Here is a 20,557-nt window from a genome sequence, read left to right on the forward strand (position 1 = left end):
CACCCATCGTCTCCGGACGTGACCACATCTCGCGCGCCGAGGGATGGCGTCGTAGAGGGCCGCTGCTGCCGGCACTGATCTTCATGATCGTCGTCACCCAGATCCCGTTCGTGGTGACGCTCTACTACTCCACCCAGTCGTGGAACCTGGTACGCCCGGGATCACGAGAGTTCAACTGGCTGAACAACTATGTCGAGGTCTTCAAGGACAACCAGTTCTGGACGGTCACGCTCAACACGATCCTGCTGATCGTCGGCACGGTGATCTTCTCGGTGGTGCTCGGTCTGATCTTCGCGCTGCTGCTGGACCGGAAGTTCATCGGGCGCAGCATCGTCCGCACACTGCTCATCACACCGTTCCTGGTGACCCCGGTCGCCTCGGCCCTGCTGTTCAAGACGAGCCTGCTCTCCCCCACCAGCGGACTGCTGAACTACGTGCTCAGCCCGTTCGGGGTGCAGACCGACTGGCTCAGCGAGTACCCCCTGGCCAGTGTCATGGGTGAACTGGTGTGGCAGTGGACGCCGTTCATGATGTTGCTGATCCTGGCCGGCCTGCAGTCGATGCCGAAGGACATCTCCGAGGCGGCGAAGGTCGACGGCGCCACCAGCTTCCGGTTGTTCCGCGAGCTGACCCTGCCGCACCTGCGCCGGTTCATCGAGCTCGGCACCGTCCTGGGCGCGATCTACCTGGTCAACACCTTCGACGCCGTCTACATGATGACCTCGGGCGGTCCCGGGGTCGCGAGCTCGAACCTGCCGTTCTACATCTACCAGCGGGCCTTCCTCGGCTTCGACATCGGACAGGCCGCCGCCATGGGTGTCGTCACCGTCGTCGGGACCATCGTGGTCGCGACGCTGGCCCTGCGACTCATCTTCAAGTCCTTCGACGGAAGCCAGGAGGCGGTCTGATGGCCACCACGACCCCGACCCGCCCGGTCCCGACGGACACCGCACCCGCACCGGTGATCCGGCGGAGGCGAGACCCTCGGGCCGGACTGCTCACCGCGTTCACGTGGATCGTGTCGATCGGCTTCTTCTTCCCCGTCCTGTGGATGGTGCTGACGGCGTTCAAGAAGGAGAGCGACGCCAACACCAACCCGCCGACCTTCCTGTTCACCCCGACACTCCAGCAGTTCCGCAACGTCTTCGACGCGGGAATCGCCACGCCCCTGTTGAACTCGGTGTTCGCGACGGTCGTCTCGACCCTGCTGGTGCTGTTGCTGGGCGTGCCGGCGGCTTTCGCGCTGTCGCTGAGGCCGGTCCGCAAGACCTCCGACGCGCTGTTCTTCTTCCTCAGCACGAAGATGCTGCCGATCGTCGCCGCGATCATCCCGCTGTACGTGATCGTCGGTCAGATCGGGATGCTAGACAACATCTGGACGCTCGTCATCCTCTACACGGCGATGAACCTGCCGATCGCGGTGTGGATGATGCGGTCGTTCTTCCTCGAGGTCCCGCGGGAACTGTTGGAGGCCGCGAGCATCGACGGGGCGAGCCTGTGGACGTCGGTCCGCGAGGTCATCCTGCCGCTGATCTCCCCGGGGATCGCGGCCACCGCACTGATCTGCGTCATCTTCTCGTGGAACGAGTTCTTCTTCGCCGTCAACATGACCGCGGTGAACGCGCAGACGATGCCGGTGTTCCTGACCGGGTTCATGTCCGGGCAGGGACTGTTCTGGGCGCAGCTGTCCGCCGCGTCGGTGCTCGCCGCCCTCCCCGTCGTCATCTGCGGCTGGATCGCGCAGAACAAGTTGGTCCGGGGACTGTCCTTCGGCGCCATCAAGTGACCGCAGCGATCACATAGCCACACCCACACCCGAAGACCCTCTCGCACACAGGAGAATCCCATGGCTTCCATCAGCTACGACAAGGCGTGCTGCGTCTACCCCGGCGCCGACAAGCTCGCCGTCGACTCCCTCGACCTCGACATCGCCGACGGCGAGTTCGTGGTCCTCGTCGGACCGTCCGGCTCGGGCAAGTCCACCGCGCTCAGGATGCTCGCCGGCCTCGAGGAGATCGACAGCGGCGCCATCACCATCGGCGGCACGAACATGGTCGGGGTCGCCCCCAAGGACCGGGACATCGCGATGGTGTTCCAGAACTACGCGCTGTACCCCAACAAGACCGTCGGCGAGAACATGGGTTTCGCGTTGAAGATGCGCGGGATCGGCGTCGAGGAGCGCACGAAGAAGGTCGCCGAGGCGGCCAAGCTGCTCGACCTCACCGACTTCCTCGACCGCAAGCCGGGCAAGCTGTCCGGCGGTCAACGGCAGCGCGTGGCCATGGGTCGGGCGATCGTGCGTGAGCCGCAGGTGTTCTGCATGGACGAGCCGTTGAGCAACCTCGACGCCAAGCTGCGGGTGCAGACCCGCACCCAGATCGCCGCTCTGCAGCGACGTCTCGGCACCACCACCGTCTACGTCACCCACGACCAGGTCGAGGCGATGACGATGGGTGACCGCGTCGCCGTGCTGCGCGACGGGAAGCTGCAGCAGTTCAGCACCCCCACCGAGCTGTACGACCGGCCGGTCAACGCGTTCGTCGCCGGCTTCATCGGTTCGCCGGCGATGAACCTGTTCTCCGCACCGATCACCGACGGGGGTGTCGAGGTCGGCGGCGACACGCTCGCCGTCGAGCGCACCGCCATCGCGGCGGCCGGACGGTCCGGCGCGGACGACACGGTGATCGTCGGCGTCCGACCCGAATCGCTCGGGCTGTCCGACGACGGCCAGGGCATCCGTGCCACGGTGGCGCTGCTGGAGGAGCTGGGCAGCGAGACCTACGTCTACGCCACCCTCGACGATCCCGCCGTCCGCACCCTCGACGGCGGTCCGGTCACCCTGGTGGCACGCACCCCCTACCGCGCGCCGGCGAAACTCGGTGAGCAGGTGCGGTTCCGGCAGACCGAGCCCACCGTGCACCTGTTCGCGACCGACACCGGTGAACGCCTCGGCGACTGACCCCGACCACCCCCGCGCGGTGTGCCGCTCGCCGCCGCGCGGGGGTTTCCACCGGTCCGTAGGCTGACACCGTGACGCAGCAGACGTTCTCGGTGTGGGCTCCCTCGGCGGCGAGCGTCGGCCTCTGGCACGACGACACGGTGACCCCGATGTCCCGCGACGGACAGTGGTGGAGCGTCGCCGTCGACGTCGACGGGGAGTCGGCACGGTACGGCTACGTCCTCGACGACGGCGCCGACATCCTCCCCGATCCCCGTGCACCCCGGCTCCCGGACGGCGTGCACTCCCCCGGCGCACCGGACGACCCGACGTCGTTCGCGTGGACCGACGCGGGGTGGACGGGTCGGCACGTGGGCGGAGCCGTGATCTACGAGATGCACGTCGGGACCTTCACCCCCGAGGGCACTTTCGATGCCGCGATCACGCGCCTGGGTCACCTCGTCGACCTCGGTGTCGAATTCGTCGAGGTCATGCCGATCAACGGGTTCAACGGTGTCCACAACTGGGGCTACGACGGCGTCGCCTGGTACGCCGTGCACGAACCGTACGGCGGGCCGGACGGATTCCGCCGATTCGTCGACGCCGCGCACGCCGCCGGTGTCGGGGTCATCCTCGACGTCGTCTACAACCACCTCGGGCCGTCGGGGAACTACCTGCCCCGCTTCGGGCCCTATCTGACCGACGGGTCCAACACCTGGGGTCAGTCGCTCAACCTCGACCAGGCCGACTCCGACGCCGTCCGCGCGTACGTCATCGACAACGCGCTGCGGTGGATGCGGGACTTCCACGTCGACGGTCTCCGTCTCGACGCGGTCCACGCCCTCGTCGACCACACCGCGATCCACGTCCTCGAGGAACTCGCGGTCGCGACGGACTCTCTCGCCACCGCGCTCGGTCGGCCGTTGTCGTTGATCGCCGAGAGTGACCTCAACGACCCGCGTCTGGTCACGGGACGCGGGGACGGGGGCTACGGTCTCGCCGCACAGTGGGACGACGACGTGCACCACGCCATCCACACCGCGGTCTCCGGTGAACGACAGGGCTACTACGCCGATTTCGGCAGCCTCGACTGCCTCGCGACGGCGCTGACGCGCGGCTTCTTCCACGCGATGACCTACTCGTCGTTCCGGCGACGCCGGCACGGTCGACCGATCGATCCCACGCGGGTCGCACCGTCGCAGATGGTGGTCTACACCTGCGACCACGACCAGATCGGCAACCGCGCGATCGGAGATCGCCCGTCGGCTTACCTCGATCACGGCCAGCTGGCCATCAAGGCCGCTCTGGTGCTGACGTCGGCCTACACCCCCATGCTGTTCATGGGTGAGGAGTGGGGCGCGTCGACGCCGTTCCAGTTCTTCACCTCCCACCCCGAACCCGAACTCGGGAAGGCGACCGCCGAGGGCCGCAAGGCGGAGTTCGCCGACCACGGATGGGACGCCGAGGAGATCCCCGATCCGCAGGACCCGGAGACCTTCCTGCGATCGAAACTGGACTGGTCCGAGCCGACGGGACCGGACCACGCGCGGCTGCTCGACTTCTACCGCTCGGTGATCGCGCTGCGGCGATCCGTCCCCGACCTCACCGACGACCGGTGGGAGTCCGTCTCGGCGTCCCACGACGCCGAGGCCGGCTGGTTCGCTCTGCACCGGGGCACGGTGAGCACGATCTGTGTCCTCGGCGACGGTCCGACGACGGTCCCGATCCCGGTGGAACCGCTGCTCGCGTGGGAGCCCGTCGACGTGTCCGACGCCGGCACCACGTCGCCGGGACACAACGTCGTGATCGGTCGTCGACTCACGTCGTGAGACGAGAAATACCGCAGGAAGCGGAGGAGTTGACTCCGGTATGAGTGTGTCGTTCTCTGTCCTGGATCTCGCGCCCGTCGTCGACGGTTCGTCCGTCTCCGAGGCGCTGAACCAGTCGATCGCGCTGGCGGTCGCCACCGAGCAGCTCGGCTATCAGCGGTTCTGGTTGGCCGAGCACCACAACATGCCCGGCATCGCCAGCTCCAGCCCGGCGGTGATGATCGGGCAGGTCGCCCGGGCGACGGAGACCATCCGCGTCGGATCGGGCGGCATCATGCTGCCCAACCACGCACCGCTCGTCGTCGCCGAGCAGTTCGGGACCCTCGACGCACTGTTCCCCGGTCGGGTGGACCTCGGCATCGGACGCGCGCCCGGCACCGACCAGGTGACGGCACACGCACTGCGTCGGGCCGCGAACCCGTCGGCGGACGACTTCCCCCAGGAACTGGCGCAGTTGCGGGCGTTCCTCGCCGGACAGTTCCCGCCGGAGCACCCCTACTCCGCGATCACCGCCGTACCCGGGGAGGGCGCGGCGGTGCAGATGTGGATGCTGGGTTCGTCGACCTACAGCGCCCAGGTGGCCGGACTGCTGGGCCTGCCGTTCGCCTTCGCCCGCCACTTCGCCCCCGCCGCGACGTACGACGCCCTCGCCGTCTACCGCGACAGCTTCCGACCGGGAGCGCTCGACGAGCCGTACGCGATGCTGACGGTGACCGTCGTCGCGGCAGGCGACGACGCGGCCGCTCGCGACCAGGCGGCCCCCCACCGACTCGCGATGGCCCGACTGCGCGAGGGCGGCCGTCCCGGGCGTTATCCGACCGTCGCGCAGGCACTCGCCGAACCCCTCACCCCGATGCAGGAGGCCACCATCGGCGACGCCGCGTCGGCATGGATCGTCGGCGGACGGCAGAAGGTCGCCGACGAGATCGGTGCACTGGTCGAATCGACAGGCGTGCAGGAGATCATGGTCAGCTCGATGCTCGCGGACTTCGACGCCCGCCTCGAGTCGCATCGCATCGTCGCGGACATCCTCGCCCCTGCCCACGCCTGACGCCCGACGCCCGACGCCCGACGCCTGACGTACGTCTCACGGTCCGCCCCACGTCGAGTGGGCGCTAACGGACGTCGAGTGGGCGCTACCGGACGTCGAGTGGGCGGTAGCAGACGTCGAGTGGCAGAGTCGCCCAACCGACGTCCGGACACGCCCAACCGACGTCTGCTAACGCCCAACCGACGTCCGGAAACGCCCAACCGACGTCCGGAAACGCCCACTCGACGTGGTGCCGACAGGCTCTCGCCGGCCGTGACAGATCAGGTCATGTAGCGATAGGCCGGCGAATCCGGGTGCAGCTGTTCGACTCTCAGCCGAGACGCGTTCATCCGGTCCAGCAGGGACGGAAGACTGTCCGCCGATCCGAGTTCGATGCCGACGAGCGCGGCACCGGTGTCACGGTTGTTGCGCTTGACGTATTCGAAGAGCGTGATGTCGTCCTCGGGTCCGAGCACGTCGTCGAGGAAGCCGCGCAGCGCGCCGGGCTCCTGCGGGAAGTCGACGAGGAAATAGTGCTTCAGTCCCTGGTGCACCAGCGACCGTTCGATGATCTCGCCGTAGCGCGACACGTCGTTGTTGCCACCCGACAGCAGGCACACGACCGTCGAGTCCGGCGGCAGCGACAGCTGGTCCAGCGCCGCCACCGACAGCGCGCCCGCGGGTTCGGCGATGATCCCGTCGTCCTGGTACAGCTCGAGCATCGTCGAGCACAGGGCACCCTCGTCCACGTGGACGATGTGGGTCGTCCCCGGCGCGAGCACCAGGTCGGCGACCTCGACGGTCGATCCGGCGGGGAGATCGGGATGGGCTGCGACAGACGGCGACAGCGGTGCGAGGACGTCCACGACGACGCCGCCGACACGTTTGACGGCGGCTCCGTCGACGAACGGATCGATGTCGCCGAGCGTCACCGGACCGCCGTGCACGAGCGCCGCCGACAACGACGCCGCACCCGTCGGTTCGACGCCGACGACGATGACGTCGGGGTCGGCGTCGCGCAGCAGGGTCACCATCCCGGCGAGACACCCGCCCCCACCGACGGGTATCACGACGACGTCGGGGACACGGCCGAGCTGCTCGACGATCTCCGCCGCGATGGTGCCCTGGCCGGCCGCGGTCCGTGGGTCGTCGAAGGCGTGGATCCATGTGGCCCCGGTGCGCAGGACGTCGGCCTGCGCGGCGGCGGCCGCGGCGTCGTAGGAGTCCCCGACGGGGATCAACTCGACGGCGTCCCCGCCGTGCCATCCGATCCGGTCACGCTTCTGCTTCGGGGTGGTTGTCGGCACGTAGATCCGCCCCTGCACACCCATCGCCTGGCACGCGTAGGCGACCCCCTGGGCGTGGTTGCCGGCACTGGCCGCGACGACCCCCGCCGCCCGTTCCTCCGCCGACAGCTGCGCCATCGTGTTGTAGGCGCCCCGGATCTTGTAGGACCGGACGGTCTGCAGATCCTCGCGTTTGACGTGGACGGACGCGCCGGTGAACCGGGACAGCCGGGTGTTGCGCTGCAACGGCGTCCGGTCGACGACGTCGCGCACCCGCACGGCGGCGGCCCGCACGTCCGCAGCGGTCAGCGGCGGGCCGCCCGCGATCACGGGCGACTCGACGTCACCGCCCGGACCGTGCCCGGTACGCGCTGATGTACTCACAGCGCCCATCGTCTCATCCGCGACGACAGACCACGGCGCGGTCTCCGGCCGGGCCGGGGTTCAGTCCTGGACCGCGGGCTCCAGCACGAACACCGGGATCTCCCGATCGGTCTTCTTCTGGTAGTCGTCGTACGGCGGGTAGGCCTCGACGGCCCGCTCCCACCACTCGGCCTTCTCACCACCGAAGACCTCACGGGCCACCATGTCGAGGACCTTCTCGCCGTCCCGGAGCTCGACGTGCGGCTCGGCGGCGATGTTGTAGTACCAGACGGGATGTTTCGGCGCACCGCCCAGGGACGCGACGACCGCGTACCGACCGTCGTGCTCGACCCGCATCAACGGGGTCTTGCGCAGCTTCCCGGACTTGTTGCCCACCGTCGTGAGCAGCACCACCGGCATCCCGTTCAATTCGGTGGCCTCCGTGCCCCCGGACGCCTCGATCTTCTCCGCCTGTTCACGCGCCCAATCGCTGGTGCTCGGCGCGTACTCGCCCTGCAACGGCATGGTGTCCCGTCCTCTCTGTGATGGGTGACCCGCGACACGGGAGTTCGGACTGCCGAACTTCTGGCTACGGGCTGTCGTACACTGTGGTCAACGCGGTGCGGACGTCGGCATTCCGACCGACCGACCCGCACCTGACGATCGTGACACGGGAGACGACGGGAGGGCCGACGATGACCACAATCGAGACGACGACCGGCACGCGAGCCGTTCCGTCCGTCGACGTCGCGGGCGTCCCCTGGCCCGCCTACAAGGTGCACGCACTCGTCGTCGGGCTGCTCGCCACCGTGGTCCTGGGTCTCGCGACGCAGTCGGCGGAGATCACGGTTCTCGCCGGTGCCGCGATCACCACCGCCGTGTGGTGGGCCCTGCGCGTCGCCCATCTCGACCTCGCAGGTCGAGTTCACCGCAAGCACCGCGACTGACGTCTACCCGGCCGACTCGAAGACAGCCAAGCGCAACTCGGGCGAGCCCGCCAACTCCTCTGTGAAGATCGGTCGGCTCGCGTCTCGTCCGGCGACCACGCCGTCACCGACGGTCGGCCGTCGATCTGTCAGCCAGGCGACCACACGGTTGCTGTCGCGGTCGACGAGCGCCACTGCACGGTCGGCAGATGATGTCGTGAGCACGGCGCGCGGGATCATCTCGTCGTCCATGGGATCCAGAGTCTCCGGGAGTCGGGCGCCCACGCCGAGGACGTACGGCCCGTCGAACGTCGCGACCACCCGCATCGCGTACCGCTCGACCGTCCCGTCGACGCGAACCCACTCACCGGCGAGCCGGTCGCCGACGTCGGCGTGGAGCACGAACGCCACGGTCCGCCGGACGTCTGCGACGCGTGCACATCCCGAGAGCCAGTCGGTCATCGACCCGCGGGCGGGATCGGCGACGAATTCCGGTGACACACGGTCGGCCAGGCTCCACGCCCATGCCCACACCGGTGGCTCCGGCGGTGGCGTCTCGGTCGCCTCGCCGATCCACATCAGAATCGCGTGGACCTGTCGGGACGGCCCCAGAACGGGCTGGGCGAACGCGAGGCGCGGACCACCGATGTCGAGCAGAGCCTGCGACGGCTTCAGATTGTTGAGAACCGTCTCGAGCAGATGCAGGACTGTGCTGTACACCGGGCCGCGGAACATGTTCGAGACCGGCCGCCACTGTTTGGACCGCGGGCCGACCATCACGACCGCGGGGGTACTCCCCGACGTCTCGACGAGGAACCAACCGTCACTCATCCCACCTCCACGCGCGCAGCGGCCACCTCTTCGACCGACGTCATTCGCGCAATCGGCAGCGCAGGGAGAAGTGCCCGTCGAGCACCTTCGTCATCTGGTCGGTATCGGCCACCGATCCCGCCCAGGCGACGTAACCATCGGGCCGGACCACGATCACCTCCGGGTAGGACGCGGGGAGTCTCTCCGCGACGACGACTTCGGCGAACGGGACACCCGACATGCGGTCGACGACCTCGCCGGCGGCGAGGATCACGATGCGGCCCCGGGCGAGCAGTGCCGACACCGTGGTCGCGACGCCGTCGACGACGACCTCGTGGTCAGGCAGGAAAGAGCCGGTGAGCCCGTCCTCGACACCGGGGACGTCGTGCCGCAGAGAGTGGCCGTTGATGCGATCACCGAGCCAGTCATGGGTCTCACCCTGGCACAGCATGGCCGAGACGACCCGACGAAGCGGGTCCTGCGCGGGGTCGGGGTCCATGATCGACGCTTGCAGCCTCGTGTTGTCGACAACCCACCGTCCCACAGGTTGCCGCTCCTGCGAGTACGTGGCGAGCAGTGCCTCGTCGGCAGCGCCGGACACCACGGCAGCGAGCTTCCACCCGAGGTTCACCGCGTCGGAGATTCCCGTGTTCAGTCCCTGACCGCCGAGCGGGTAGTGAATGTGGGCCGCGTCCCCGGCGAGGAACAGCCGTCCGTCGCGGTAGTCAGCAGCGATACGGCTGTAGTCGCTGAATCGGTTGAGGTAGTGCGGCGACACCAAGTCGACATGCGACCCGACGACGCGATCCACCGCATCACCGAACTCTTCCGGCGTCACCGGCGCGTGCCGGTCGGCCGCCGGACCGTCGAACTCGAACACGATCACGCGACTGTCCCCGAACCGGTTGAGATTCAGCAGCGTCCAGCCACGCTCTGTACGGTTCCACCCGGCCCGGAGCTGTTCGGGGTGGGGCACCTGCGCCAGGCCGAGGATCGCGCGCATCGTCGGCGGGTACTCCGTCGTCGCGAAATCACCCGAGCGCAGCACCGCGCTGCGTCCACCGTCCGCGCCGACCACGTAGCGGGCTGTCAGTCGGTGCTCGTTCCCGTCCGCGTCGCGCGCGACGACGGTCGCGTGGTCCGCGGATTGCTCGACGGTGTTGACGGTCATCCCCCGGATCACCTGCGCGCCATGCGCTGTGGCCTTCGCTGCGATCGCGCGTTCGAGATCGGCCTGGGCGATACCCATCATGACCGGTCCGTCGATGGTGCGCGATCGCAGCGTCAGCCATGGATACCCCGCGAACTGGAACAGCTCGGAGGAGATGGTCGTGTGATCGTTGGTGCGACGTGGGACGGCGACGACCTGCCTGCGCGCGAGGGTCGCGATGGCGCGCGCGTGATACGTCCCCGCCTTGGGGTACTCGCTCACTGCATCGCGACTCTCCAGTACCACGGCGGAAATGTCATGCAGCGCCAACTCGTTGGCGATCAACATCCCCACCGGCCCACCGCCGACGACGATCACGTCGTACATCTACGTGTTCCTCCTCGCACCGAGATCGACCGGGAGAGCGGCAGGTCGCCGCAATCCGGTTCCCAGATCCCATTCGATCGCCGACGGCTCCACCCGCAGGGACAGGTCGGGGTAGCGCGTCACCACACGGGTGAGTATCGCGATCAGTTCGATCTGCGAGAGCGCCGACCCCATACAGCGGTGCATCCCATATCCGTACTGCAGGTGCCGACCCCGTGGCCGATCCAGCCGGATCTCCAACGGCGCGTCGAACACGGCGGGATCTCGGTTGGCCGCGTTGATGTGGGGGTAGACGATGGCACCCACGGGCAGCTGTCCACCCGCGGTGTCGAGCGGTCGGGTGAGCTCGCGGGGGAACGAACCCGGCGTCCCCAGCGGCATCAGCCGAAGGATCTCCTCCACCAGGTCCGGCACGAGGGCCGATTCGTCGACGACCCGCTCGTACAGACTCCGTTTCGCCAGTGCGGCATACAGGGTCTTGGCCAACATCGTCGCGACGTTGTTGTCACCACCGAGCACGATTCCCATCACCGTCCCGCTGATGAGGGCGTCGTCGACGGCGGCGAATTCGGGCTGCCCGGCGCGACGCTTGTAGACGGCCAGCAGTCCGGTGTCGTCGTGCTCGATGTCGGAGGCGACCAGCTCCTGCACCCAGCCATAGAGCTCGGTCCACGAATCCACGATCAGCGGGATCTCGTCGCGCCGTGCGAGTTGGATCCGTCTACCCAACTCGTTCATCCACCGCGCGTGGTCGATCGAGATGCCGAGCAGGGTACACACCACCTGTGCAGGCACCAGCCGGAAGACCTGAGCCATGATGTCGGGCTCGGCGGACTCGTCGAGCGCGTCGAACGCCGCGTCGGCGAGGGCGATGATGGTCGGTTCGAGCGCAGCCATGGCGCGGGCACTGAACTCGTGGGACACGAACTCTCGCACCACACCGTGCACCGGGGCGTCGAGGTTGATGAGCACCTCAGGAGCCCAGTTGGTGGGCATGAACGACGGGCCACCGTCGACGTTGCACAGGGTGCGGCTGGCGGTGCGGTCGAGCATCACCGTCTTGACGTCGGCATACGACGTCAGGCTGATCGCGGTGTGCCCGCTGGGCAGCTCGACCTTCTGATACCCGTCGTCACCGGAGATCTCGCGGACATACGGTGCCGGTGTATCGAGATTCGGGATGTCGACGACCAGCGGTGGTGCCGCGATCGCGTCGGGGCGATGGATGGTCTGGGTCATTGCCGGATCTCCTCGGGATCGCAAGCGGAATCGGCGTCGACGGGGCCTGCATCGACGCCGGGGGTGATCGGTGTGGCGACGGGGCGCCGGAGCAGCAGCGCGACGACCACGGCGAGCATTAGACTCAGGGCGGCAAGCACCCAGAGCAGCGACGTGAACCCGTCGGAGAACGCGGCTCGCAACACACCGGTGTCCACCGAGCGGTCGACGCCTCCGATTTCACCGGTGACGACCTTGTCGACGATGCTCTCCCGCTCACCGGATCCCAGTGAGCCCGGCAGACGGTCGCGGACCTCGCCACCGACGCCTGCGGTCAGAGCACTGGCGAACACCGCGACGACGACGGCCTCGCTACCCAGCCGCACCGTGGACACCAGACCGGACACCATGCCCGACTTCTCGGCGGGTACCGATCCGATCGCCTGGCCGTCCACCAGCCCGACGCCGAGCCCGAAACCGAGGCCCAACAGCAGGTACGGGACACCGATGGCGCCGATGCTCTCCTCGGTACCGACCAGCGTGAGCAAGGCCGCGCCGGCGGCGAACAACAGCACACTGCCACCGAGGATCACCCAGACGGGGACGCCGCGGGTGTGCAGGGCCCCGGCGATGAGCGGTCCGACGATGACCGGCACGGTCATGATCAGCATCACCAGGCCGACGACTCCGGTCTCCAGCTGCCACACCGTGGACAGGAACGTCGGGTAGTACGTCAGCAGCGTGACGAAACCGACCGCACCGGCGACCGGGACGGCGAGCAGACCGACGAGGCGCGACGACCGGAGCAGGGTCAGATCGAGCAAGGGGTGGTCGACGGTGAGTTCGATTCGGAGGAACGCCGCGAACAACGCCACCCCGGCGACCAAGGTGCCGAGCGTCGCCGGCGAGCCCCATCCCCACGAATCCGACTGCACGACAGCCGTGATGATCAGGGTCAGCGATGACGCGAAGGCGACGGCGCCGGGGTAGTCGAGTCGGCCGGTGGAACGGACGGGAGTGTCATGGGCATTCGACGCGACGACGAGGGCCACCGACACCGCGATGACGACCGCGTTGAACCAGAAGATGCCCGACCATCCCACCAGGGCGATAGCAGTCGAGGAGATCGTCGGCCCGAGACCTAGTCCGACTCCGGCTGCCGTGCCGAACAGCGCGAACGCCCGCGCCGCGGCAGCGCCGTCGAAGGTGATCGCCAACAACGCCCCCGAGCAGGCGAAAATCATCGCAGCCCCCACACCAGCCAGTGCACGGCCGACGTCGAGGAGAAGGAGCGACGGTGCCAGAGCGCTCAGGACCGCCGCCCCGGCGAACAGCACACCGCCGAGAATCAGGCCGCGTCGGCGGCCGAGGTGATCGGCGATCGACCCGGCGACGAGGCTGAACACGGCGAAGGTGAGGTTGAAACCGTTGACCACCCACTGCAGCAGTGATGGATTCGAGCCGAGATCGGCGGCGATGTGCGGTAGCGCCACACCGGTTCCGGACACCCCTGTGGGTACGACGACGACACCGAGCAGGATTGCCGCCAGGAGGAGATTGGGTTTGGCGGTCGACGTGGTTCTCGTGGGTGATGCGGGTGCGGTCATGCGATGGGCTCCCCGTCTGTGATGTCACCGTGGTTCGCCCGCAGGAGTCCGGCGAGATCGGTGACGGTCTGGTCGTTGTCGACGAAACGCACAGCCCCCCAGCCGGAGCTACGCGCGGCAGCACAGTTGGCCTCGAGATCGTCGATGAGGACCGCGGTTCCGGTTGCGGCCCCGATCCTGGCCTCCGCGATCGCGAAGATCTCGGGTTCGGGTTTGCGACATCTGACGTCATAGGAGTCGACGATCGTGTCGACGTCGTCGTCGAGCCCGACCATCGGGCGCCAGTACGCCTCCCACTCGCGCACGTTGTTGGTGAGGATCCCAACCCGGTACCCCTGCGATCTGAGCTCGAGGACCAGGTCGCGCATGGCCGTGTTGACCTGATGGCCCGCGAACCACTGGCGACCGAATTCGACCTCCGACCGTGAGACGTCGATTCCTCGGGATGTGAGCCATCGGTGCATCCGACGGACCCACTCGACCTCGGTCAGCAGGCCGAGTTCGACGGGGGCGAGGACCTCGACCCCGAGGCCGTCGGCGACGCCCGCCATCGCGGCCTTGAGATCGGCCGGAATGATGCCGGTCTTGCGCTCGTACTCGGCGAACAGGTCCTCGATCGGGGGCGAGAGCACGCCCCCGAAGTCGAGGAACACCGTCGTGTAGCGCGACGCGGCGGTGACCGGCGGGACGGCGTCGACGCGCAGCGAGGCCGTCATCGCCCGACCGCCACGTGGGCACGTGCGTGCGACCGGGCGAAAAGCACACCGCACGACGCGATGGAGACGCCTTCCTGCATGATGTCGACGTCGAATCCGACGACCGCCTCGCAGGTGTCCGTGTGTGGCCGGACGAGTGCGCTCGTCGGCAGGTCGAGCTCGCCGAATCGGGTGAACGTCGCCGACAGGGAACGTATCCTTAGCCGTCGAGGACTGAGGCCGAAGTACTCGTCGGCACCGACGATCCCGGCCTGGCGTACCGCCTCGAAGATGACCGCTCCCGGGATGTGATCGAGCGGATGGTCGAACAGACTCGGGTGGTGCTGATCGACGATGACGTCGACCTCGAAACCGGCCGCGACGTGTCGCGCCGCCCCGACCACCACGTTGCGGCTCAGACCACGGCCGAGGGCCTCGGGCTGACGCGCGCCCACACTGCGATGCGGGTGTCTGCCGGGTTGCGGTTCGATGCCGCTCCGGTACTCGGCCAGCCCGAGCTTCGCTCGCCCCGACGCGCGGACGCGGGCCCAGACCCGTTTCGGCATCCACTGGATCGACATGGTCATGGTGACCGCGGCCATCCCATTCAGGCTGACGGTCATGTCGAGGGTGATGCCGATGGTCGTGTCGTCGCGGACCTTCTCACCCACGATCACCGCACTCAGCTCGCCGTTGCCGGGGGACGACGTCACCGTCATCGCATCGTCAGAGACAACGGTGACGGTAGCCGCATTGAAGACGAAGGACTGGTCGAACTCGACTCCCACGTGGCGATGTGCGATCAGGATCGACGCCTGCCGAAAGCACTCCAGGACGAGTAGCGGGTCGTATCGGTCGGCCGCGGGCCTCAAGTGGTCGCTGTAATAGCTGTGCGACTTCGGGAGGTGAACCCCGACACGGAAGTTGGGGTACCGATCGCAGACGATGTCGGTGAGGTAGACCTCGGACAGAGCGTCGCGGTGGACGTGCTCGCGCGGTACCAGGGTCGAATGTGAGAGACGAGGTTGCATCACGGATGTCACGGAAGCCCCTTGCTGTTGGTTCGGACGGCAGCACGGACGTGAGATGTCGCTGCGCGGCAACGGGCAGCGGTTCACGGTGTGCGGGTCGGGTCCAGCGGTCCGGTAGGTCTCGGGCTTTCAAGCAAGGGGCTCTCAAGCGACTCTGTTCGGACTGAGATCAGATTAGCGCCTGCAACGACATTTGTCGCGGTCAAGAATCAGCGCTGCACAGAAGTCGCCCCCACGGACCGATTCTGCGACTACTCTGCGCGCAAAATATTTGAATGCCACCGGGATTCGTTGTGGTGACATGGATCATAGCGACGGCAGAGGGTGATCTGACATGCATCGCGACATCGGTCGTCTGCCCAGCCCACATAGTGATGCGATGGCGCAGGATCGACGAAGGGTCACCGTCATCGCGGCGGGTATGGCGGTCGAGGGGTACGACTGGGTGACATTCCTTGCTCTGCTCCCCTACATGACTCGGGCGCTGGTGAGTGACGACGGTTCCGGGCTGACCGTCGGGTTCGGAATCTTCGCCGCCGGGTTCGTCGTTCGGCCCGTCGGGGCGTACGCGCTCGGGCGGTTCGCCGACCGACGAGGCCGCACAGCCGCATTCATCACCTCCTTGTGGATCGGGTTCGGTGCGACGGTCGGGATGGCCCTTACGCCCGCGGTCGACGGCATCGCGTGGGCAGCACCGCTGCTGCTGTTGACCTTTCGGGTGATCCTGGGCGCGGCACACGGCGGCCAGTCAGCCGTGGTCAACGCCCGCATGTACGAGATGCGTCGTGTTGGGAGTCGACTCGACCCGTCAGCATTGATCTACACCATGGCGGCATCGGGCAAGGTCGCGTCGCTGACGGTCACCCTGATGTTGATTCACTGTCTCGACCGCGTGGACATGACCACATGGGGGTGGCGGATCCCCTTCGCGGTCGGGGCGGTCGGGGGCGCGGTGCTGGCCGTCGCTGCGGCTCGCGGCACCGACGCCGAAGGACAGCGACCGGCCGACACGGTGCCGGCGATGCCACGGAGCGCGGTGCTGGCGCGGATGGCGGCGGTCGTCGCCCTCACTCTCGGCACCACCCTCACCTTACAACATCTGGATCGCGAGTACCGTCCCGTACGCTGTCGCGCACCTCGGCGTCGGCGAATCCACGATGGTGGCCACGTCTCTCGCACAGACGGTCGGGTTCGCCGTTCTCGTCGTCGGTGTCGGAGTGGTGATGCGGCACCGATCGCGTACCCGTCTGCATCTGACATTCGCTGTCGCCAACGCAGCGTTCAGCCTGCCACTGCTCTACTCGACGCGGCCGACGGCCGGCCTCACGATCTATCTGCTGGGGACGTTGCTGGCGACGATCATCCTTGCGGGACTGTGCGCCACCTTGCCCGCCGTGATCAGCTCACTGTTCCCTTGGCCGATACGCGGCGCGGGCAACGGTCTGCCCTACGCAGTCGCCGTCGCGCTTGTCGGCGGGACGGCGCCAAGCCTTCGCGAGACGTTCTCGTCGGACTACCCGGTGTTCGTCGTGTACGCCGCGACGACGTGTCTCGTCACCGCCGGCGCCGCGATCATGATCGACCGCCGGTCGACCGATGTCGACGACCAGCCCGACCGCGCACCCGCGACTACCCGCTGAGGCAACTCGGCCCGAGGAGGGCCTTGAGGTCACCCATCAACGCCGAACTCGGGGTGACGCGGTAGGTGTCGTCGAGTCGGAGCAGAGTCGCGGAGTCACCGGAGATCAGCCGGACGTGGACGTCCGCGGTCCCCGGGTGCCGGGCGAGGACGCGCTTGAGTTCGCCCACCCGATCGCGGGTGCACAGCCGTGTCGACATGCTGACAGCCACCGGCCGTGACTCCCCCGCGTGGGAGAGGTCGGGCACCGCGAGGTCGTTGGCGCTGATCATCGTGGAGTCGTCACGCTTGTTGACCCGCGCCTTGATGAGGACGACGGCGTCCGGGGTGATGTCCATGCCGTAGGCCTGGAAGGCGCGGGGGAAGAAGTAGACCTCCACACCACCGACCATGTCCTCGAGGGTGACGACGGCGTACGGCTCACCCTTCTTGTTCACCCGTCGGGTGACGGCGGAGATGATGCCGCCGATGATGATCTGCGCGCCGTCGGGCACGTTGCCCTCGAGCAGGCTGGTGATCGACGTGTCGGTCTGCGCCGAGATGACGTGCTCGATGCCGCCCAGGGGGTGGCCGGAGACGTAGAGCCCCAACATCTCCCGTTCCAGCGCGAGTTTGTGCTTGGAGTCCCACTCCTCGTCGGGGACGGGGACGGCGAACACGTCCTCGACCGCGGCATCGTCACCACCGGCGTCACCGAAGAGGTCGAACTGGCCGACGGCCTCTGCCTTCTTCGTCCCGAGCACGGCGTCGACCGCGTCGGAGTGGATGAGGAAGAGCCCCTTGCGCGGGTGGTCGAGCGAGTCGAACGCACCTGCCTTGATGAGGGATTCGGTGACCTTCTTGCTGCACGCGACGACGTCGATCTTGCCGAGGTAGTCGGAGAAGGAAGTGAACTTCCCCCGGTCGTCGCGGGCGCGCAGGATCGCCGAGACCACGTTGGTGCCGACGTTGCGGACCGCGGCGAGGCCGAACCGGATGTCCGTGCCGACGGCGGCGAAGTTGCGCTGTGACTCGTTGACATCCGGTGGGAGGACGGTGATCCCGAGCTTGCGGCAGTCGGCGAGATAGATCGCCGCCTTGTCCTTGTCGTCGCCGACGGACGTCAACAGGCCGGCCATGTACTCGGCGGGGTAGTTGGCCTTGAGGTACGCGGTCCAGAACGACACCAGTCCGTACCCGGCCGCGTGCGACTTGTTGAACGCGTACCCGGCGAACGGGAGGATGGTGTCCCACAGCGCCTTGATCGCCGCCGACGAGAAGCCGTTGTCCTTCATGCCCGCCTCGAAGCCCTCGAACTCGGCGGCGAGCACCTCGGCCTTCTTCTTGCCCATCGCGCGACGCAGGATGTCGGCTCGACCGAGCGAGTACCCGGCGACCTTCTGCGCGATCTGCATGATCTGCTCCTGATAGACGATCAGGCCGTAGGTGTCGGCCAGGATCTCCTTCAGGGGCTCGGCGAGTTCGGGGTGGATCGGCGAGACCTGTTGCCGTCCGTTCTTGCGGTCGGCGTAGTCGTTGTGGGCGTTCATGCCCATCGGACCGGGCCGGTACAGGGCGAGGACGGCGACGATGTCGTCGAACCCGGTGGGCTGCATGCGCTTCAGCAGTTCACGCATCGCCCCGCCGTCGAGCTGGAAGACGCCCAGTGTGTCACCGCGGGCGAGCAGCTCGTAGGTCTTCGGGTCGTCGAGAGGGGCGGCGTCCATGTCGAAGTCGATGCCGCGGTTGGTCTTGATGTTCTCGATCGCGTCGCCGATGACGGTGAGGTTGCGCAGGCCGAGGAAGTCCATCTTCAGCAGGCCGATGGCCTCACACGACGGGTAGTCCCAGCCGGTGATGATGGCGCCGTCCTGCGCGCGCTTCCACACCGGGATCGCGTCGGTGAGCGGTTCGGAGGACATGATCACCGCGCAGGCGTGCACGCCCGCGTTGCGGATCAGCCCCTCGAGACCCAGTGCGGTGTCGTAGATCTTCTTGACGTCGGGGTCGGTCTCGATGAGACCGCGCACCTCGGACGCCTCGCCGTACCGCTCGTGGTCGGGGTCGGTGATGCCCTTGACCGAGATGTCCTTGGCCATGATGGGCGGCGGCAGCGCCTTGGTGATGCGGTCGGCGATGGAGAAGCCGGGCTGGCCGAACTGGACGCGTGCGGAGTCCTTGATCGCCGCCTTCGTCTTGATGGTGCCGAAGGTGATGACCTGGGCGACCTTGTCGCTGCCCCACCGCTCGGTCGCGTAGCGCACCATGTCGCCACGACGGCGGTCGTCGAAGTCGATGTCGATGTCGGGCATGGACACGCGCTCGGGGTTGAGGAACCGCTCGAACAGCAGACCATGCGGGATGGGGTCGATGTTGGTGATGCCCAACGCGTAGGCGACGAGCGACCCGGCGGCCGACCCACGACCCGGACCGACACGGATGCCGACCTCCTGCGCGTGGCGGATGAGGTCACCGACGACGAGGAAGTAGGCGGGGAACCCCATCTGGATGATGACGTCGAGTTCGTAGTCGGCACGGGAGACGTAGGCCTCGGGCACGGGACCGTCGGGGAAACGTCGCTTGAGACCGGATGCGACCTCGCGCCGCAGCCAGCTGTCCTGCGTCTCGCCCTCGGGCACCGGGAACACCGGCATCCGGTCGCGGTGGGTGAACACCTCGGAGTAGTCGCCGATGCGCTCGCCGATCTCCACGGTGTTGTCGCATGCGCCGGGCACGACATCGTCCCAGAGGGCGCGCATCTCGTCGGCGGACTTGAGGTAGTACCCGTCGCCGTCGAACTTGAAGCGCGTCGGGTCCGACAGCGTCTTGCCCGTCTGGATACACAGCAGCGCCTCGTGGGTGACGGCGTCGGTCTTGTGCACGTAATGGCAGTCGTTGGTGACGATGGGCTTGATGCCGAGTGTGCGACCGATCTCCAGCAGGCCGTCGCGGACGCGACGCTCGATCTCGAGCCCGTGCTCCATGAGCTCGAGATAGAAGTTCTCCTTGCCGAAGATGTCCTGCCATTTCGCCGCGGCCTCCAGCGCCTCACGCTCGTGGCCGAGGCGCAGGCGGGTCTGGACCTCACCCGAGGGGCAGCCGGTGGTCGCGATGATCCCGGAGGCGTGCTCGGCGATGAGTTCGGCGTCCATGCGGGACCACTTGCCGAGTTGGCCCTCGATCGACGCCAGCGACGACAACTGGAACAGGTTGCGCAGGCCGGTCGCGTTCTCCGCGACCATCGTCATGTGCGTGTACGCGCCCGAGCCGGACACGTCGTCGGACTTCTGGTCGCGGTCACCCCACAGGACACGCTTGGTGTCGAAGCGGGACGCGGGTGCGATGTAGGCCTCGATGCCGATGATCGGCGTGATGTCGTGCTTCGTGGCGACGTTGTAGAACTCGCTGGCGCCGAACATGTTCCCGTGGTCGGTCATGCCGATCGCGGTCATGCCGAGGCGCTTGGCCTCGGCGAACAGTGGCGCGACCTTCGCCGCTCCGTCGAGCATGGAGTACTCGGTGTGGTTGTGCAGATGAACGAACTGACCCGACACTCCACGACCTCTCTGCGACCCACGTCCTGCGATGTGCGACGGCGGGTGTGCACCCGCGCGCTGCGACCGGCCCAGTCTAGGTGGGGGCACCCACAGAACCGACCTCCCACGCGGT

Annotated in this window: 16 protein-coding genes and 1 pseudogene; 8 read left to right on the plus strand and 9 right to left on the minus strand. The window is 67.6% G+C overall.

The window, feature by feature from the left end; genetic code table 11:
* Nucleotides 1–5 precede the first annotated feature (5 nt).
* The 5 genes from ACXVUM_RS19885 to ACXVUM_RS19905 all read left to right on the plus strand — a co-directional run bounded on the left by ACXVUM_RS19885 (nucleotide 6) and on the right by ACXVUM_RS19905 (nucleotide 5,818).
* Nucleotides 6–908 (plus strand): carbohydrate ABC transporter permease, encoded by a 903-nt coding sequence (locus tag ACXVUM_RS19885; protein WP_458523788.1) that lies wholly within the window; start codon nucleotides 6–8, stop codon nucleotides 906–908.
* Nucleotides 908–1,786: a carbohydrate ABC transporter permease gene (locus tag ACXVUM_RS19890; RefSeq protein ID WP_458523661.1), complete on the plus strand. Its 879-nt coding sequence runs from the start codon at nucleotides 908–910 to the stop codon at nucleotides 1,784–1,786. Before ACXVUM_RS19885 ends, ACXVUM_RS19890 begins: the two co-directional genes overlap by 1 nt.
* A gap of 60 nt (nucleotides 1,787–1,846) precedes the next feature.
* Nucleotides 1,847–2,959 carry an ABC transporter ATP-binding protein gene (locus ACXVUM_RS19895; protein ID WP_458523662.1) on the plus strand — a complete coding sequence of 371 codons (1,113 nt, stop codon included), beginning with the start codon at nucleotides 1,847–1,849 and terminating at the stop codon, nucleotides 2,957–2,959.
* Nucleotides 2,960–3,030: 71 nt separating this feature from the next.
* Nucleotides 3,031–4,767 carry a malto-oligosyltrehalose trehalohydrolase gene (treZ, locus tag ACXVUM_RS19900; protein WP_458523663.1) on the plus strand — a complete coding sequence of 579 codons (1,737 nt, stop codon included), beginning with the start codon at nucleotides 3,031–3,033 and terminating at the stop codon, nucleotides 4,765–4,767.
* A gap of 40 nt (nucleotides 4,768–4,807) precedes the next feature.
* Complete coding sequence (locus ACXVUM_RS19905) at nucleotides 4,808–5,818, plus strand: LLM class flavin-dependent oxidoreductase (protein WP_458523664.1); 1,011 nt, start codon at nucleotides 4,808–4,810, stop codon at nucleotides 5,816–5,818.
* Between the two features lie 260 nt (nucleotides 5,819–6,078).
* Here ACXVUM_RS19905 and ilvA read toward each other — a convergent pair whose 3' ends face one another.
* Nucleotides 6,079–7,476 carry a threonine ammonia-lyase IlvA gene (gene ilvA / locus ACXVUM_RS19910; RefSeq protein WP_458523665.1) on the minus strand — a complete coding sequence of 466 codons (1,398 nt, stop codon included), beginning with the start codon at nucleotides 7,474–7,476 and terminating at the stop codon, nucleotides 6,079–6,081.
* 51 nt (nucleotides 7,477–7,527) lie between these two features.
* A complete protein-coding gene (locus ACXVUM_RS19915) occupies nucleotides 7,528–7,971 on the minus strand; it encodes a nitroreductase family deazaflavin-dependent oxidoreductase (protein ID WP_458523666.1) in 444 nt (147 codons plus the stop codon).
* A gap of 170 nt (nucleotides 7,972–8,141) precedes the next feature.
* Between ACXVUM_RS19915 and ACXVUM_RS19920 the strand changes: the two genes are divergently transcribed.
* Nucleotides 8,142–8,393, plus strand: a complete 252-nt coding sequence (locus ACXVUM_RS19920; RefSeq protein WP_458523667.1) for a hypothetical protein — start codon at nucleotides 8,142–8,144, stop codon at nucleotides 8,391–8,393.
* Nucleotides 8,394–8,396: 3 nt separating this feature from the next.
* Here the strand turns inward: ACXVUM_RS19920 and ACXVUM_RS19925 are convergent, their stop codons facing one another.
* The 6 genes from ACXVUM_RS19925 to ACXVUM_RS19950 are packed head-to-tail and all read right to left on the minus strand — an operon-like array spanning nucleotide 8,397 to nucleotide 15,270.
* The gene (locus ACXVUM_RS19925) at nucleotides 8,397–9,203 is read right to left on the minus strand and encodes a GAF domain-containing protein (protein WP_458523668.1); all 807 of its coding nucleotides are present in this window, start codon (nucleotides 9,201–9,203) and stop codon (nucleotides 8,397–8,399) included.
* A 40-nt stretch (nucleotides 9,204–9,243) separates the two neighbouring features.
* Nucleotides 9,244–10,719, minus strand: a complete 1,476-nt coding sequence (locus tag ACXVUM_RS19930; protein ID WP_458523669.1) for an FAD-dependent monooxygenase — start codon at nucleotides 10,717–10,719, stop codon at nucleotides 9,244–9,246.
* Entirely contained in the window at nucleotides 10,720–11,958 is a 1,239-nt protein-coding gene (locus ACXVUM_RS19935; RefSeq protein WP_458523670.1) for a cytochrome P450, read from the minus strand.
* Complete coding sequence (locus ACXVUM_RS19940; protein ID WP_458523671.1) at nucleotides 11,955–13,544, minus strand: MFS transporter; 1,590 nt, start codon at nucleotides 13,542–13,544, stop codon at nucleotides 11,955–11,957. The genes ACXVUM_RS19935 and ACXVUM_RS19940 overlap by 4 nt, the downstream gene beginning before the upstream one ends.
* Nucleotides 13,541–14,260: an HAD-IA family hydrolase gene (locus ACXVUM_RS19945; protein WP_458523672.1), complete on the minus strand. Its 720-nt coding sequence runs from the start codon at nucleotides 14,258–14,260 to the stop codon at nucleotides 13,541–13,543. The genes ACXVUM_RS19940 and ACXVUM_RS19945 overlap by 4 nt, the downstream gene beginning before the upstream one ends.
* The gene (locus ACXVUM_RS19950) at nucleotides 14,257–15,270 is read right to left on the minus strand and encodes an AfsA-related hotdog domain-containing protein (protein ID WP_458523789.1); all 1,014 of its coding nucleotides are present in this window, start codon (nucleotides 15,268–15,270) and stop codon (nucleotides 14,257–14,259) included. The genes ACXVUM_RS19945 and ACXVUM_RS19950 overlap by 4 nt, the downstream gene beginning before the upstream one ends.
* A 472-nt stretch (nucleotides 15,271–15,742) precedes the next feature.
* Between ACXVUM_RS19950 and ACXVUM_RS19955 the strand changes: the two are divergent.
* A pseudogene (locus ACXVUM_RS19955) lies at nucleotides 15,743–16,219 on the plus strand (MFS transporter); the annotation flags it as partial.
* 208 nt (nucleotides 16,220–16,427) lie between these two features.
* Entirely contained in the window at nucleotides 16,428–16,910 is a 483-nt protein-coding gene (locus ACXVUM_RS19960) for a hypothetical protein (protein WP_458523795.1), read from the plus strand.
* Here the strand turns inward: ACXVUM_RS19960 and dnaE are convergent.
* Nucleotides 16,900–20,442, minus strand: a complete 3,543-nt coding sequence (gene dnaE / locus ACXVUM_RS19965) for a DNA polymerase III subunit alpha (protein WP_458523673.1) — start codon at nucleotides 20,440–20,442, stop codon at nucleotides 16,900–16,902. The two genes, ACXVUM_RS19960 and dnaE, sit on opposite strands and share 11 nt — an antisense overlap.
* Nucleotides 20,443–20,557: the final 115 nt, after the last annotated feature.

This window comes from Williamsia sp. SKLECPSW1, assembly GCF_054332755.1.

Bases quoted from the DNA above. Each gene is read 5' to 3' on its own strand.
- ACXVUM_RS19890 (WP_458523661.1), top strand. From the start codon at position 908: ATGGCCACCACGACCCCGACCCGCCCGGTCCCGACGGACACCGCACCC.
- ACXVUM_RS19895 (WP_458523662.1), top strand. From the start codon at position 1,847: ATGGCTTCCATCAGCTACGACAAGGCGTGCTGCGTCTACCCCGGCGCC.
- ACXVUM_RS19905 (WP_458523664.1), top strand. From the start codon at position 4,808: ATGAGTGTGTCGTTCTCTGTCCTGGATCTCGCGCCCGTCGTCGACGGT.
- ilvA (WP_458523665.1), bottom strand. From the start codon at position 7,476: ATGGGCGCTGTGAGTACATCAGCGCGTACCGGGCACGGTCCGGGCGGT.
- ACXVUM_RS19915 (WP_458523666.1), bottom strand. From the start codon at position 7,971: ATGCCGTTGCAGGGCGAGTACGCGCCGAGCACCAGCGATTGGGCGCGT.
- ACXVUM_RS19920 (WP_458523667.1), top strand. From the start codon at position 8,142: ATGACCACAATCGAGACGACGACCGGCACGCGAGCCGTTCCGTCCGTC.
- ACXVUM_RS19925 (WP_458523668.1), bottom strand. From the start codon at position 9,203: ATGAGTGACGGTTGGTTCCTCGTCGAGACGTCGGGGAGTACCCCCGCG.
- ACXVUM_RS19930 (WP_458523669.1), bottom strand. From the start codon at position 10,719: ATGTACGACGTGATCGTCGTCGGCGGTGGGCCGGTGGGGATGTTGATC.
- ACXVUM_RS19935 (WP_458523670.1), bottom strand. From the start codon at position 11,958: ATGACCCAGACCATCCATCGCCCCGACGCGATCGCGGCACCACCGCTG.
- ACXVUM_RS19940 (WP_458523671.1), bottom strand. From the start codon at position 13,544: ATGACCGCACCCGCATCACCCACGAGAACCACGTCGACCGCCAAACCC.
- ACXVUM_RS19945 (WP_458523672.1), bottom strand. From the start codon at position 14,260: ATGACGGCCTCGCTGCGCGTCGACGCCGTCCCGCCGGTCACCGCCGCG.
- ACXVUM_RS19950 (WP_458523789.1), bottom strand. From the start codon at position 15,270: ATGCAACCTCGTCTCTCACATTCGACCCTGGTACCGCGCGAGCACGTC.
- ACXVUM_RS19960 (WP_458523795.1), top strand. From the start codon at position 16,428: ATGGTGGCCACGTCTCTCGCACAGACGGTCGGGTTCGCCGTTCTCGTC.